We start from the raw sequence: 15,187 nt of genomic DNA, 5'->3' as shown, positions 1-15,187 counted from the left end.
TCTTAGCTTTTATTTATAACGGTGACAGCCATCTGCTAAAAGCAAAAAGCTAATCGCATTAATCTACGTCTTTATTTAAAAAGCGGTTTTCTCTGATCTGCATATTTCCGTTGTTGTCAGACAGATAGGTGTTGATGTTCTGATCTGAAGCATTGCTTCCTTCAATTGAGATATTTTTTCTCTTGAAAGCCGGAACAGATTCAAATTCGCTGGAGCTGTCAAAGCTTTGGTAGCGGGAATTGAACTCTTTCAATTTGTTTCTCCTTTCCATTATTCTTTCCTGATCAACGGTTTTGTTAACGAAGGTAAATTCCTCTTCAGCAGGCTTCGGAGCAGGTGTTTCCGTTTTGTTTTCAGCCACCGGTTCTTCTTTCAGATGCTGGAAGAAATGTTCCACTTTCTGAAGCGGTTCCTCCGTCAGCTGGTTTACATCACTTGATGCATTAAATTCTGCTTTTGGCTGACCATAATCGGATTTCGGCTCATTCTTCGGCTCGTTTACGAAAAAGCTGAATTCTACGGGCTTTTCTTCAGCATAAGAGTTGCTGAAGGAATTGCTCTGCTGTGGCTCATCTTTCTTGCTATCGAAGTCAAAGGTAAAAGATTCGATCTCCAGATCATTTGCATCTTCTGTTTCTTCATCTTCTGAAAACAGGCTGAAAGATTCCTGTTCTTCTTCATCTTTCCACTGGCGGGCAGAAGCATCCGTATCTCCCTCTTTATCAAAGAATTTTATTTCGGTTCTAGTCTCTTCGCTGCCAATAGTCATTTTTTTTTCAGTCGCTGTGTTTCCGAACTGTGGCATATCGTTGTCCTCGTCATCCAGTCTGAAAAGGTTTTTCCCGCCGAAATCATAGCTGTGATCAGAAGAAGATGCCCTTTCATCCCTTGTTTTAAACGGGGATTCTTTCGGGGTTTCCAGGCTGTCATTCAGGCTGATCTTGATTTTTTCGGTTGGTCCTGCAAATTTCTTGTTGTCATTTGAAAAACCTGTGGCAATCACAAGAACACTTACGGAATCTCCCAGCTCTTCATCAGCGCCCACCCCGAAAATAATATCGGCCGTGTGTCCTGCTTCTTTCTGAATATGATCCATAATTACCCCGATTTCGTCCATGGTAACTTCTTCCGCACCGCTTCTGATGAGCAGAAGTACATTTTTGGCACCGGTAATCTTGTTATCATTCAGCAAAGGAGAATCCAGCGCTTTTCTTACGGCTTCTTCGGCTTTGTTTTCTCCCGAAGCGATTCCGGTAGACATCAATGCCGTTCCGGAATTCTGCAGTACCGATTTGGCATCTCTAAAGTCGATGTTTACATCAAAATAACCGGTAATAACTTCTGCCATCCCTTTTGCAGCATTGGTTAAAACCTCATCAGCTTTTGAGAACCCCTGTTTAAAGCCAAGGTTTCCGAATTGCTGTCTTAATTTATCGTTGTTGATGACAATCAGTGAGTCAACATTATTTCTTAATTTATCAAGGCCGTTTTCTGCCTGCTCCAGCCTTCTTTTGCCTTCAAAGCTGAAAGGAACAGTAACAATTCCTACGGTCAGAATGCCCATGTCTTTTGCCACTTTGGCAATAACGGGAGCTGCACCGGTTCCGGTACCGCCACCCATTCCGGCTGTAATGAACACCATTTTGGTATTCTGACCCATGGCTGCTTTGATGTCTTCGATGCTTTCGATGGCCGATTTTTCCCCTACTTCAGGATCTGCTCCGGCGCCGAGGCCTTCTGTAATAGTGGTTCCCAACTGTACTTTGTTGGCCACGGGATTATTATCTAAAGTCTGAGCATCCGTATTGCATATTACGAAATCTACCCCGTGAATCCCCTTTTCGTACATGTGCTTGAGTGCATTGTTTCCGCCGCCTCCTACACCGATAACCTTGATGATCGACGAATTTCCCTTTGGCAAATCAAACGAAAATCCCTGTGTACCTATATTTTCCATAACTTTTCTTTTTAATAATTAATAATCGATTCATGATAATTGAGGCATCATTCACATCTTATCACTTCTCATTTATAATTTACTCTACTTCTTCAAAAAATTTTTTCACTTTTTCCATCAGCGACTGCCCGAAAGTGAGTTTTGCTGCCCTTTTCTGCTGTTGCCCGTTCACTATTTCAAGTGGCTGAACTGGTTCCGGCTGCTGTACCTGCGGTACGGCTTCTTCCGGTTCTGCTGAAGCTTCCGCTTTCGGCTGTGGCTGAACTTGTTCTTCCACAGGCAGTTGCGCTTCAGCATTCTGCTTTTTGTCGCGGATCTTTAAGCTTTCCATCAATAACCCGATCGAAGTAGCAAATTCCGGGCCTTTAAGATACTGATTTTTATCATTCGCTACATACTCATTGGCAAAACCTATACGGCTGTCGAAACCGGTGGTATAATTGGCGAGCTGACGAAGGTGTTTCAGGTTGGATCCGCCTCCTGTCAGCACAATGCCTGCAATCAGTTTTTTCTTCTGTTCAAAAGCACCATACGCTTTTAATTCGGTGTTCACCATTTCAAGGATTTCCTCTACCCGCGCATTAATGATCTGTGCGAGGGTCTTTAGGGAAATTTCTTTATCCGGCCTTCCGTGAAGCCCCGGAATGGTAACATAGGTACTGTCTTTTTCCAGTTCAGGAACTGCAGAACCGAATTTTACTTTCAGCTGTTCGGCATGCTTTTCAATGATGGAGCATCCTTCTTTGATATCTTCCGTAATGATGCCGCCGCCATAAGGGATTACACAGGTATGACGGATGATATTGTCTTTAAAGATCGCAATATCCGTGGTTCCGCCACCAATATCTACAATGGCCACACCGGCCTCTTTTTCTTCTTTGGTAAGAACCGCTTCTGAAGATGCCAGCGGCTCAAGGGTAAGCGCTTCCATTTCCAGCCCTGCTTCGCGGACGCATCTTGCAATATTGCGGATGCTTCCCATCTGCCCGACCACTACATGGAAGTTGGCTTCCAGACGTTTGCCGTGCATCCCGACAGGCTCCTGGATTTCGCCTTCGGAATCCACTTTATATTCCTGGGGAAGAACATGGATAATTTCTTCACCGGGAAGCATGACCAGCTTCTTGACCTGGTCTTTCAATGCTTCAATGTCGTCATCTGTAATAAACTTATCGGGGTGCTCACGCATAATATAATCCGAGTGCTGCAGGGAACGGATGTGTTTTCCTGCAATTCCTACCGTTACTTTACGAATCGGAACGCCTGCACTGGACTGTGCCTCTGACACTGCAGCCTTAATTGAATTAATGGTCTGCGAAATATTATTCACAATCCCTTTGTGAACCCCAAGACTTTTCGCCTTTCCTACACCGAGAACTTCTATTTTCCCGTGTGCATTCCTCCTTCCGACAATCGCGACAATTTTCGTTGTCCCGATATCCAGACCTACTGAATACTCTTGATTTTCCATTTTATATCGATTTGATTTTTTATTCTATTTTAACGGTTGCCTTTTTCTTCGGCTTTGCCGCCGCGGGCTTTTTTTCTGCTTTTTTAGTTTCTTTGGGCTTGGCTATTGTTTTCTTTTTTATACTTTCTTTTGGCTTTGCCGAATTGGAACCTGTTTTATTCTCTGTTAATTTAGGTTGGGCTTCCGTTTTTCTTACAGCCTGCACCGGTGCTTTTGCCAGTTCTTTGTTACCGGCCTGCAGGATGCTGTCGTTTTCTTTAAAATAAGGGTTTAAAGTGGTAACAATCTGGTTCTGGTATTTCACGGAGACCATGCTGTACTTTTCAGGATCCTGATATACGAGATATTTTTCCACAAAAGTTTTAAATCCCCTTACTTTAAAATCAATATGATGCAGATCTCCGATTTCTACTTTGTAATGGCCTTCACTGGTCAGGAGGTTATAATTTCCGTTGCGGTCTTTGGAGATCCCGATGAAATATTTTTTGCTGAAATCATCCTTGTCGATTTTTTCTACCAGCTCCGCCAGCTTTTCATATTCATCCTGCTTTACATTTCCGGTCACCAGCATGCACGGATGTGAATAGGTTTTCGAGATCGGGAATTCTATTCCCTTTTCATCCACGTAAAAGTCTCTACCTTCTTTATTGAGTCTGAATACCGGAACCCTCTGTTTAATGTCGAGGTTCAGCTTACCGTTCAGATTCAAATAGACATTGGCACTGTCTACCGCCGGAAGATTACTGATTTTCTTTTCCAGTACCGGAATATCCAGATCGCCCACTTTTCCGGAAGGGTTTTCCTTTTTTACAATTTCACGGATGTCTTTTTCGTCAATGAAATACACCGGTGTCCTTTCATTCATTTTTACAGAAATCTGATTGTCCGTAATCTTCTGGCCCCCGAATTTCTTCAACGAGAAACTCAGCAGGAACCCAAGAATGATCACTGTAACGGCAATTTTTAATATTCTGTATTTATTTTTCATTTTCTTTTTTTGAACACGAAGTTCACCAAGCTTTTTCTTTTTTAGTTTCACAAGTCGCTTCGCTTATAGAAGCTGACAGCTATTTTACATATGCGTTTATTATTCTGTTAATTCCGTTTTTAAAATCCTGTCCGAGGCTTCTATGAAACCTTTAAACCGGCATCAACAATAATTTTCGAAATTTCATTTTTCATTCATTCGTGTGTTTTGTATTCCACTCATCCAGTCACAGATAGGATCATACAGGGTATCGATGTTTCCTGCGCCTACGGTAAGAAGGATGTCAAAATCTTTTTCTTTTATCTTCCGGAAGGCTTCTCCTAAGGTTAAAGCTTCCTTTTTATCTAAAGTTACTTTTTTTAACAACCAATCGGAAGTAATTTCTTCAAAATTTTCCTGAAGTTCCCTTGCAGGATAGATATCCAGTAAAATCAATTCATCCGCATGGCTTAGGCTTTCGGCAAATCCGTCGGCAAAATCCCGTGTCCTGCTGAACAGGTGCGGCTGGAAAACCATCAGCAGCTTCTTGTCAGGATAGAATGTACGGATCGACCCCAATACGGCATTAATTTCCGTAGGGTGGTGCGCATAATCATCGATGTATATTTTACCGTCCGGATACCGGTGTTTGGTATATCTTCTTTTAATCCCCATGAAATTGGCAATTGCTTTCTTCAGGGTTTCGAAATCTACACCTAAATTGTGAAGAATGGCCAATGCTACGGTTGCATTTTCAACATTGTGGATGCCCGGGGTTTCCCAGATAAAATCCTTTACGGTTTCAGTGGGCGTGTGGAAGTCAAAATAAATCTGGTCCCCCTCCATTCTCAGGTTATCCGAATAATAGTCGGCTTCTTCATTTACGGCGTAGGTCAGGGACGGTCTTCCGATTTCAATTCCTTTGCGTACAAACAGCTGTCTGTTATCCGGGACCAGTGCGGCAAACTGCCTGAAACCTTCTTCAATGGTATTTTTATCACCGTAAATATCCAGGTGGTCGGCATCGGTAGAAGTAATCACGGCCCAATCGGGTGAGAGATTCAGGAAACTCCGGTCGTATTCATCGGCTTCCACTACAGAATATTGTGAACCGTTGTACAGGAAATTCGATTTAAAATTCTCGGAAATTCCTCCCAGGAAACATGAAAAAGGCAGATCTGCTTCTTTACACAGGTGAGATATCAGCGTAGAAGTTGTTGTCTTTCCATGGGTTCCGGCGACGGCAATACAGTCGGTGTTCTCCGTGATTAACCCTAATACCTTTGCCCGCTTCAGTACTTCAAACTGATGGTCACTGAAGTAATCCAAGATTTCTAATACCTTTATGGCAGGCGTATAAATTACCAGGGTATCTTCTTTTTGAAGTGAGGTCACTTTTTCATCAATGACATCTTCAAAAACAATATCGATTCCTTCGTTCATCAGCGTCTGTGTCAGTTTTGTATTGGTTTTATCGTAACCCAAAACTTTTTTGCCTGAGGCATGGAAATAACGTGCCAGCGCACTCATCCCGATTCCCCCGATGCCGACGAAATAAAAATTCTGATATGTTTTTAAACTGTTCATTTTATATTTTAATCTTAATAACCTTTCTTTTATTTTTTATTAACCTTTTACAGGCTTTGTAAATATCTATTACAATATTAGCTTTAGTATTCAGCTTATTGAATATGTATTACTTTAAAGATGTCATCTACAATTTCCTTTGCCGCATTTGGCTTGGCAAAATAGCTGAGGCTTTCGGACATTTCTTTCCTTAAACTTTCGTTTTCACAAATTTCTGAAAGCGTATTCCAGAATTGGGCTTTCATTTCGGTGTCTTTCACCATTCGCGCAGCATTTTTATTTACCAGGTTCATTGCATTTTTGGTCTGATGGTCTTCTGCAGCAAAGGGGAAAGGAACCAATAAAACCGGTTTCTGCGCTACAGCCAGTTCTGAAATGGCAATGGCGCCTGCGCGTGAAACAATCACATCTGCTGCAGAATACGCGGTTTCCATGTCTTTGATGAATTCTTTCAGCTGAATAGAAGCCGGAAGCCGGAGGCTGGAAGATAGTTCGTTGTAATCCAGTTTTCCGGTTTGCCAGATCAACTGATAGCCTTTTTCTTCCAGGTTTTCCAGGTGATCTTTCCATCCGTTGTTCAGGGTTCTTGATCCTAAAGAGCCGCCGACCGATAAAATGGTCAGCTTATCTTTGTCGAGACCCATCTTTTCTTTGGCCTGAGTGCGGCCCTGCATCCCTGAAACAATATTTTCACGGATCGGGTTGCCCAGGAATTTTATCTTTTCAGCCGGGAAGCCTTCCACTTTCGGGTAGGCCGTAAATACGGCTTTTGCTTTTTTACTTAAAATTTTATTCGTTACTCCGGCATGGGCATTCTGCTCCTGAATGAAAATAGGGATGCCCAGTTTGCTAGCTTCATATAAGGCCGGTCCGCTGGCAAAACCTCCGGTCCCGACCGCAAAATCCGGATTGAAATTTTTAATGATCTTTTTTGACCGGGACAGACTTTTCAGAATCTTAAAGGGCAAGCCTAAATTCGACAGCATGTTTCCCCGGTTTATTCCGGCGATGTCGATTCCTTCAATGGGGTAACCCGCCTGTGGAACTTTTTCCATTTCCATTTTGCCGTTGGCCCCGATGAACAGAAACTCGGCATTCGGATATCTTTTCCTGATCTCATCGGCAATAGCAATGGCCGGAAAGATATGTCCCCCCGTTCCTCCGCCCGATAATAATACACGGATGGCTTTTGGCTGCTGGCTATTGGCTGAATGATTATCCATTGTAATGTCTGTTTCTTAATTTATTTTTTAAGCAATATCGTTTATTTCGGCGATGCTCTGTTTTTTTCCCATTCCTTCTTCATCGTAAATCTGAATTCGCGAGCTGATATTCAGGACGATTCCCAGCTGCAGATAGGTCACCAGCATCGAGGTTCCTCCGTAGCTGATCAGCGGCAGCGGCTGTCCGGTAACCGGGATCAGATTTACGGCAACGGCAATGTTTACGGAAAGCTGTACAAAAATCATCACACCCAGGCTGAGCACCAGAAGAGAGCCGAAAAACGCAGGCATCTTACTGGCGATCATAACAATACGGATGATCATGATTAAATACAAACTGACTAAGAAAACAGCGCCGATAACACCATATTCTTCTACAATCACCGCAAAGATAAAATCGGAGGCAGATTGAGGAAGCATTTGTTTTAAAGCACTTTTTCCTGGTCCCATTCCGGTAATTCCCCCATGAACGATGGCGGCTTTGGCCTGCATGACCTGATAATTTTTTGCCTTTACACTTTCGTCATCCACATCAGCACTTTTGGCTTTGCTTGAAGTAAACGTTTCGATCCGGCTCATCCAGGTATGAACCCGGTTTCCTCCGATCAGGTTGGTATTCAAAGCAACCAGTAAAAACAGAACGATGGCGATGAATGAAGCCGAGATGAATCCTGCAATGTATTTCCAGTGCAGCTGTCCGATGATAAGTACAATCACGGAGACCATCAGGATCATTAAGGCGGTGGAACCGTTGTCTTTAGCTACTAATACAAAAACGAGCAGAATCGGCCCGAAAATGTACATAATATTCTCGATCGGAAGCCGTTCCCGGGTAATTTTTTTGGTCAAATACCGGCACAGGTAAATGATCAGCATAAGGAAGGCGAATGAGGAAGGCTGGAAAGAGATAGGCGTTCCGGGGATTTTCAGCCAGCGGGAAGCACTTGCTCCATCGATGGTCTGTCCCGTAAACATGGTAACGATCAGTAAAACAACCATTAAGGCCAGAAGAATACTGCTGAGCTTCCCGATGTATTCGTACTTCACCATCCCGACTACCCTCATGATTCCAAGTCCCAGGACCACAAAGAACATATGTTTGATGACGTGACCGGTTGTGGTCCCGTTGTTTACGATATATTCCAGATTCGAACTGGCGGAGTATACAGGGAAAATAGAAAAAATGGAGATCACGAGGATAACCATCCAAAGTACTTTATCGCCCTTTAGAAATTCAAATCTGCTTTCTGTGTCCTGTTCGTTCATAATTCGTCTTCGCTATGGTTGGTTAGCGGATTTCTTTATTACCTGCTCTTTAAACTGATGTCCCCGGTCTTCATAGCTTCTGAATAGATCAAAGCTTGCGCAGCAGGGCGACAGCAGAACCGTATCGCCTTTTTTAGCCAGCGATTTTGAGATTTCCACCGCTTTTTCCATGCTGGAGGTATCATAAATAAATTCTTTTTTATCTTTAAAGAATCTGATAATTTTATCGTTATCAATTCCGAGGCAGATAATTGCCTTTACTTTTCTTCTGACTAATTCTTCAATTTCGGTATAGTCGTTTCCTTTATCCACTCCGCCCACAATCCATACGGTTGGTGTTTTCATGCTTTCCAATGCGTAATAGGTAGCATTTACATTGGTGGCCTTGCTGTCGTTGATGTATTTTACGCCATCAATTTCAGTTACCAGCTCCAGTCTGTGTTCCACTGCCTGAAAAGTCATTAATGAGTTTCTGATGCTTTCATTGTTGATCTCCAGTATTTTACCCGCTATGGATGCTGCTAAGCTGTTTGCTACGTTATGGTTTCCTAAAAGTGACAGTTCATCAATTTTCATGGAGAAATCATCTTTTAGCTTTACTTCTATCCGGTCACCGTTGACGAATCCTCCTTCCGCCAGTTGTTCTTTGGTGGAAAAAGGGATCATTTTAGCCTTTATTTCTAATTTTTCAAGAATATTTTTGCTCATTTCGTCATCCTTGTTATAGATGAAAAAATTGTCATTTTCCTGGTTTTCAGCGATCCTGAACTTGGCCAGCGCATACTCTTCATAGTTGTAATTGTACTGATCCAGGTGATCCTGTGACAGATTCAGCAACAAAGAGATATAGGGCCTGAAATTCTGAATGTCATCCAACTGGAAAGAGCTTACTTCCAGTACATAATATTCATGGTTTTCGTCGGCCACCTGCTTGGCAAAGCTGTAACCGATATTTCCGCCCAGCCCTACGTTCAGTCCGTCGTTTTTCAGGATGTAATAGATCAGGGAAGTGGTGGTTGTTTTTCCGTTGCTTCCGGTAATCGCGATGATTTTGGCATCGGTAAACTCTGAAGCAAATTCGATTTCGGAAGACAGCCGGATGCCTTTTTCCTGGATCTTCCGGATCATTTCAGCTTTTTTCGGGATGCCCGGGCTCTTTACGATCCAGTCTGCATCCAGAATCCTTTCTTCATCATGGCTTCTTTCTTCAAATTCAATTGAATGCTCGGTAAGAAACTGCCTGTAATTGTCCTTGATGACGCCTTTATCCGAAAGAAAGACTTCCATGCCTTTCTTTTTCGCCAGATAGGCAGCGCCGCAACCGCTTTCTCCTCCTCCTAAAACAACTATTTTCATATAATTTATGATTTAATGGCCGAATGATTTTTGATGATCATTCAGTTTTAAATTAATTTTTATCTCATCTTCAGCGTAATCAGGCAGACAATGGCCAGCATTACCCCGATGATGATCATTCGGTTTACTATTTTACTCTCATGAAAGCCGCCTTTCTGATAATGGTGATGCAAAGGGGACATTCTGAAGAATCTGTTGTTCTGGGCATATTCCAGCCCGAATTTTCTTTTCCTGTATTTGAAGACGATCACCTGAAGCATCACGGAAATATTTTCAATTAAGAAAATTCCGCACAGCACGGGGATCATCAGTTCTTTTCTTAAAATAATTGCCAGTACGGCAATTGCACCGCCCAGCATCAGGCTTCCGGTGTCGCCCATAAAAACCTGGGCAGGATAGGTGTTGTACCAGAAAAACCCGATCACGGCCCCTACCATGGCCACTACGAAAATGGTGGTTTCCCCCATATTGGGAAGGAACATGATGTTCAGGTAATCTGCGAAAATAATGTTTCCGGAAAGGTAGGCAAACAAGCCGAGGGTCAGGAGGATAACGGTACTGGTACCGGCTGCAAGCCCGTCGATCCCATCTGTAATATTAGCTCCGTTGGATACGGCGGTTACAATGAAAATAACGATCGGGATAAAGACCACCCAAGCCCATTCGTGCGCGTCCTTATCATTCATCCAGAACAGTATTCCGCTGTAATCGAATTCGTTGTTTTTAGCAAAAGGAACGGTGGAAACGGTGATTTTTTCGGTAGGCATAAAGTTCTGTTCCACATTATTCCTGTTCACAACTTTCGCATCCGAATATTTTCTTTTTACCGTAACGTCAGGATGGAAATACATGGTCACCCCTACAATTAATCCTAATCCCACCTGGCCTACAATCTTGAATTTACCGCTCAGGCCGTCTTTGTTTTTTTTGATTTTCTTTAAATAATCATCCAGAAAACCAATTGCTCCCATCCAGATCACCGAGACAATCAGAAGAACAATGTACACATTGGTAATTCTTGTGAAGAGCAGCACGGGAATAAGAGTAGCGAGAATAATAATCAGTCCTCCCATGGTCGGTGTCCCTTCCTTCTGTTTCTGTCCGTCTAACCCGAGATCACGAACCAGTTCACCCATCTGCTTTGCCCGCAGGTAGTTGATGATTCTTTTACCGAACACCAAAGCGATGGTCAGGGAAAACAGAACCGCCATTCCGGCACGGAACGAGATGTATCTGAGCAGTCCCATTCCCGGAACGTGGATGCCGTGGTTGGTTAGATATTCATATAGATAATACAACATGGGTTCTTCTAGTTTAAGTTTTAATAAGTTTATTTATATTTATTTACTCATTAATTTCCAGAGCTCATTAATTGTTTCCTTGTCATCAAAATGGTGCTTTATACCATTGATTTCCTGATAGTTTTCATGGCCTTTGCCGGCTACAAGAACAATATCTTTCGGTTCAGCAAATTTGATGGCCATCTTAATGGCTTCTTTCCGGTCCGGGATAGAAGTGTATTTGCTGAAATTCTGAGGTTCAACGCCCGCTTCAATTTCTTTGATAATCGCTGCCGGATCTTCCGTTCTCGGATTGTCCGACGTGATGATCGCCAACGTAGATTTTTTCGTGGCAATATTTCCCATTTCAGGTCTTTTTGCATGATCCCTGTCGCCTCCGCAACCGAAAACCGTGATTAGCCTTTCGTTTTTGGTCCGGATGTCATTGATGCTGTCCAGGACATTTTCCAGGGCATCCGGCGTATGGGCATAATCGACGATGAAGAAAATCCCACCATCCGATTTAAAGGTTTCAAATCTTCCCGAAACCCTTTTCAGCTGACTGATTGCCTGAAGAATTTCTTCCTGTTCAAATCCGAGTTCAGAGGCAATCCCGAATACCAGTAATAAATTATAGACATTGAATTTTCCGGTGAGGGTCGTCCAGAATTCTTTTCCGTTGAAGTTCAGCAGCATGCCGTTGAAATCAACTTCCAGAAGCCTTCCATGGTAATCGGCCATGGTTTTCATTGCGAAAGACCTTTTTGAAGCCTTCGTGTTCTGAAGCATGACGTTCCCGTTTTTATCATCAACGTTGGTAATGGCCACCGCGGTGCTGCTCAGCCCGTCAAAAAATTTTTTCTTCGTTTTTAAATATTCGTCGAACGTTTTATGATAATCCAGGTGGTCGTGGGTAAGATTCGTGAAACCGGCTATCGAAAAATGAAGCCCTTCGATCCTGTTTTGGGCAATCCCATGGGAGCTTACTTCCATAAAGGCAAATTCGCAGCCTTCTTCTATAGCCTCGGCAAGGATTCTATTGATTGTGATAACATCCGGCGTAGTGTGGGTTGCAGGAATCACCTGGTCGGCAATCCTGATTTCAACCGTAGACAATAAGGCTGAATCATAGCCTAAATTTTTAAAAACATCAAATAGCAGAGTGGATACCGACGTTTTTCCGTTGGTTCCCGTTACCCCGATCAGTTTTAGTTTTTCGGAAGGGTTCCCGTAAAAATTGGAAGCCAGCTGCCCTAAAGCTTTGGATGAATCTTTTATTTTCACATACGTTATACTTTCATCCGTATGTTCCGGGAATTCTTCACAGACAATGGCTGTTGCCCCTTTTTCCACCGATGCCGCAATAAATGAATGTCCGTCCACAACGGTTCCTCTCATTGCGATATACACAGAGTTTTCCGTTACCTTTCTGCTGTCGAAAACCGGTGCGGAAACTTCCAGGCTGTCATTGCCAAGGATTTCCAGTACCGGAATTCTTTTTAATAATTCATTTAACTGCATGTACCTATGCTTTATCTTTAATATTCTATTTTTTTATCCTATTCTGTTCAAGCCTTCTTTCGGGACCAGGTTTTAGTTTTGCAGGGATAAATAAATCCTCTGGTTTTTGCTGATGGTCGTTCCTTCGGTCGGGAACTGTTCCGTAATTCTTCCGACGCCTTTGTAATCGACACGGTAGCCGAGGTTTTCCAGCTGCGGGATAACGTTTTTACCGATTAATCCGACAACATTGGGCATCTGTTTATGGTTCACGGCGACTTTTACATTCGGTTCAACCATTTTATTAAGGTTTACCTTTTTGTCTACCAGCATTTCTTTTTCAACATTCTGCGGTGTCTTCAGGAAGGTTTTTCCTGCAATTTCCTTGAATACCGGGGCAGCAACGGTAGCTCCGTAAAAACCTTTTGCGGTATTGGGTTCGCTGATCATCACATAGCAGGTATACTTCGGATTATCAGCAGGGTAGAAGCCGGCGAATGATGCGCGGTACTTCATCGGACCGGGCAGCCAGTATTCAAACCTTGCGGTTCCCGTCTTTCCGGCCATTTTCAGGTTAGGCGTAAAAATACTTTTCCCTGTACCTTTTTCAACGGCTTTGGTGAGCGCATGGGTCATCATTCTGATGGCTTTCTCGGAAGCCATTTTGCTGACCATTACTTCCGGTTTGGCCGTATAGGATATTTTGCCGTCTTTCATGATTTTATCAATAAAGAGAGGTTTCAGCATTTTACCGTTGTTGGCGACGCCGTTATAGAAAGTAGCCAGTTGCAATAAATTGATGTTGGAAGCATATCCGTAGGCAAGCGATGCCAGCGCAGCAGGATTCCATCTCTTGCTTTCCGGCGTTACAAACCTCGGTTTGGTAATCCCCGGAAGCTCGATATCCATTTTGTCGAAAAGTTTCCATCGTCTTAAATGATCCAGGAAAATCTGCGGCTTCTCTGCGTAATATTTTGTGATGAGTTTGGCCGAACCTACATTGCTGGATTTGGCCAGGACGTCGCTGATGTCATACACACCGTGGCCGTGGCCATCGGAAATTCTCTGCTTGGCATACACCCAGATCCCGTTTCCTACGTCTACCGTTGTGTTTTCATCAATAAAGCCGTCGTCCATTGCAGCCAGAAGCGAAATGGTTTTGAACGTAGAGCCCGGCTCGATATTATCTTTAAGGGCATAATTATAGGAATCTACGTAATCACCGTCATCCGTTTTTCGTAAGTTGACCATGGCACGGACTTTTCCGGTTGTTACCTCCATAACAATCACAGTTCCGTGCTTTGCTTCGAAATTAATCAGCTGTTTCTGTAAGGCAGAGTGGGCAATATCCTGAATCCTGAGGTCTAAAGTGGTATAAACATCTTCACCGTCAATCGGTTCCTGAACTTTCCAGTAATCAATCGGTTTCCACTGGGAGGAATTGATCCGCTGTTCCAGTCTTTTTCCGTCTGTTCCCCTTAGGTATTTTGAAAAGGCTCCTTCCAGGCCGGCGGTATGAACGCCGTCATCCATTCCGATGGTTCCGGCCCCGATTTCTGTGGTAGCGAGTTCCCGTTTGTAGTTTCTGTCCACAATGAATCCTCCTTTGTTCTTCCCTTTCCTGAATATCGGGAACTTACGGATCCTGTCGTACTGGTCGAAATCCAGACCTTTTACCAAGGTGTAATACTGGTTTTTCTTTCTTCGCTGCTCATCGAATTTTTTTCTGAATTCGCCCCTTGGCTTCCCGAACATTCTGCTTAAAGAGTCGCTCAAAGCACCGATGTTGTTGGTGTATACCGTGTCTTTCATTGTTTTGAAATCCAGGTAGATATCATAACGCATCACAGTGGTAGCGAGGATGGATCCGTCGGAGGCAAACAGGTTTCCTCTGGCAGCTTTCAAAGTCGCTTCACGGTAGTTTTTGTTGATGTAATCGTCTTTTATTTCCTGGACGTTGGTATTCTGAAGGATTAAGATTCTGGCAAGGAAAAGGGTAAATACGCACAAAGCCACCACTGCAAAGAGGTAGCCCCACCGTAAGGTTTTCTTACGTTTGTTGTCGTATTCATTTTGCTTTTGCATCTGTACTGTCCAGTTTTATTAGCAATTTATGAGGATGGTTTTCCAGGGTCATCAGAGAATCCTTTGCTACTTCCTTCCCCAGTTCCGATTCCATTTTCACTTTAATCAGCTTACTCTGTGCGTAAGCGTTCCGCGATTTATATTCTTCCGTTTCTTCTTTGAGGGCGTTTACGATCTTAATTTTTTTATTGACGAGGTGGTTGGTGTAAATCATCGCCATCATCAGCACAAACAGCAACAGGAAATACTTATAGTGTATTTTGATCTCGTCACGGTTCAGGAAATTGCCTTTTATAATGTCTATAAAAGTCAGTTTCTTCTGAGGACGGTTCCTTGTTACTCTTTTTGCCACAGACTTTGTCTGATTTTATTATTAAATTATTCTCGTTAGCCGCTCCGTTAAAAATTCTTTTGAATTTTCGTCACCCCTCTGGAGGAGAAATGGGGAGCGCTTGTCCGTCTTACCGGCAGATGGTCAATCTAAATTCACAATTG

At 43.1% G+C, this 15,187-nt stretch carries 11 protein-coding genes; all 11 read right to left on the bottom strand.

What is annotated here, in order from left to right; all coding sequences use genetic code 11:
• Nucleotides 1-58 precede the first annotated feature (58 nt).
• Nucleotides 59-1,957, bottom strand: a complete 1,899-nt coding sequence (gene ftsZ / locus FY557_RS03370) for a cell division protein FtsZ (protein WP_149245882.1) — start codon at nt 1,955-1,957, stop codon at nt 59-61.
• 79 nt (nt 1,958-2,036) lie between these two features.
• Nucleotides 2,037-3,428, bottom strand: a complete 1,392-nt coding sequence (ftsA, locus tag FY557_RS03365) for a cell division protein FtsA (RefSeq protein WP_149245881.1) — start codon at nt 3,426-3,428, stop codon at nt 2,037-2,039.
• 19 nt (nt 3,429-3,447) lie between these two features.
• Nucleotides 3,448-4,416, bottom strand: a complete 969-nt coding sequence (locus FY557_RS03360) for a cell division protein FtsQ/DivIB (RefSeq protein WP_149245880.1) — start codon at nt 4,414-4,416, stop codon at nt 3,448-3,450.
• Nucleotides 4,417-4,599: 183 nt separating this feature from the next.
• Nucleotides 4,600-5,982 (bottom strand): UDP-N-acetylmuramate--L-alanine ligase, encoded by a 1,383-nt coding sequence (gene murC / locus FY557_RS03355; protein WP_149245879.1) that lies wholly within the window; start codon nt 5,980-5,982, stop codon nt 4,600-4,602.
• A gap of 95 nt (nt 5,983-6,077) precedes the next feature.
• Nucleotides 6,078-7,205 carry an undecaprenyldiphospho-muramoylpentapeptide beta-N-acetylglucosaminyltransferase gene (murG, locus tag FY557_RS03350; RefSeq protein ID WP_149245878.1) on the bottom strand — a complete coding sequence of 376 codons (1,128 nt, stop codon included), beginning with the start codon at nt 7,203-7,205 and terminating at the stop codon, nt 6,078-6,080.
• A 27-nt stretch (nt 7,206-7,232) separates the two neighbouring features.
• The gene (locus FY557_RS03345) at nt 7,233-8,471 is read right to left on the bottom strand and encodes an FtsW/RodA/SpoVE family cell cycle protein (RefSeq protein ID WP_149245877.1); all 1,239 of its coding nucleotides are present in this window, start codon (nt 8,469-8,471) and stop codon (nt 7,233-7,235) included.
• 12 nt (nt 8,472-8,483) lie between these two features.
• Nucleotides 8,484-9,827, bottom strand: coding sequence for a UDP-N-acetylmuramoyl-L-alanine--D-glutamate ligase (murD, locus tag FY557_RS03340; RefSeq protein WP_149245876.1), 1,344 nt, complete (start codon nt 9,825-9,827; stop codon nt 8,484-8,486).
• Between the two features lie 59 nt (nt 9,828-9,886).
• Nucleotides 9,887-11,128, bottom strand: a complete 1,242-nt coding sequence (mraY, locus tag FY557_RS03335; RefSeq protein WP_149245875.1) for a phospho-N-acetylmuramoyl-pentapeptide-transferase — start codon at nt 11,126-11,128, stop codon at nt 9,887-9,889.
• A 39-nt stretch (nt 11,129-11,167) separates the two neighbouring features.
• The gene (locus tag FY557_RS03330; RefSeq protein WP_149245874.1) at nt 11,168-12,628 is read right to left on the bottom strand and encodes a UDP-N-acetylmuramoyl-L-alanyl-D-glutamate--2,6-diaminopimelate ligase; all 1,461 of its coding nucleotides are present in this window, start codon (nt 12,626-12,628) and stop codon (nt 11,168-11,170) included.
• Between the two features lie 72 nt (nt 12,629-12,700).
• On the bottom strand, nt 12,701-14,692 hold the full coding sequence (locus tag FY557_RS03325; protein ID WP_149245873.1) for a penicillin-binding transpeptidase domain-containing protein: 1,992 nt from the start codon (nt 14,690-14,692) through the stop codon (nt 12,701-12,703).
• Nucleotides 14,676-15,044, bottom strand: a complete 369-nt coding sequence (locus FY557_RS03320) for an FtsL-like putative cell division protein (RefSeq protein WP_149245872.1) — start codon at nt 15,042-15,044, stop codon at nt 14,676-14,678. Before FY557_RS03320 ends, FY557_RS03325 begins: the two co-directional genes overlap by 17 nt.
• Nucleotides 15,045-15,187: the final 143 nt, after the last annotated feature.

It is taken from the genome of Chryseobacterium sp. SN22 (assembly GCF_008329705.1).
Taxonomy (GTDB): Bacteria; Bacteroidota; Bacteroidia; order Flavobacteriales; family Weeksellaceae; genus Chryseobacterium.
The sequence above is the reverse complement of the archived record's forward strand: the minus strand, read 5'-3'. Positions and strand labels throughout refer to the sequence as shown.

Excerpts from the sequence above, each read along its gene's own strand:
- ftsZ (WP_149245882.1), bottom strand. The coding sequence starts at position 1,957 with ATGGAAAATATAGGTACACAGGGATTTTCGTTTGATTTGCCAAAGGGA.
- ftsA (WP_149245881.1), bottom strand. The coding sequence starts at position 3,428 with ATGGAAAATCAAGAGTATTCAGTAGGTCTGGATATCGGGACAACGAAA.
- FY557_RS03360 (WP_149245880.1), bottom strand. The coding sequence starts at position 4,416 with ATGAAAAATAAATACAGAATATTAAAAATTGCCGTTACAGTGATCATT.
- murC (WP_149245879.1), bottom strand. The coding sequence starts at position 5,982 with ATGAACAGTTTAAAAACATATCAGAATTTTTATTTCGTCGGCATCGGG.
- murG (WP_149245878.1), bottom strand. The coding sequence starts at position 7,205 with ATGGATAATCATTCAGCCAATAGCCAGCAGCCAAAAGCCATCCGTGTA.
- FY557_RS03345 (WP_149245877.1), bottom strand. The coding sequence starts at position 8,471 with ATGAACGAACAGGACACAGAAAGCAGATTTGAATTTCTAAAGGGCGAT.
- murD (WP_149245876.1), bottom strand. The coding sequence starts at position 9,827 with ATGAAAATAGTTGTTTTAGGAGGAGGAGAAAGCGGTTGCGGCGCTGCC.
- mraY (WP_149245875.1), bottom strand. The coding sequence starts at position 11,128 with ATGTTGTATTATCTATATGAATATCTAACCAACCACGGCATCCACGTT.
- FY557_RS03330 (WP_149245874.1), bottom strand. The coding sequence starts at position 12,628 with ATGCAGTTAAATGAATTATTAAAAAGAATTCCGGTACTGGAAATCCTT.
- FY557_RS03325 (WP_149245873.1), bottom strand. The coding sequence starts at position 14,692 with ATGCAAAAGCAAAATGAATACGACAACAAACGTAAGAAAACCTTACGG.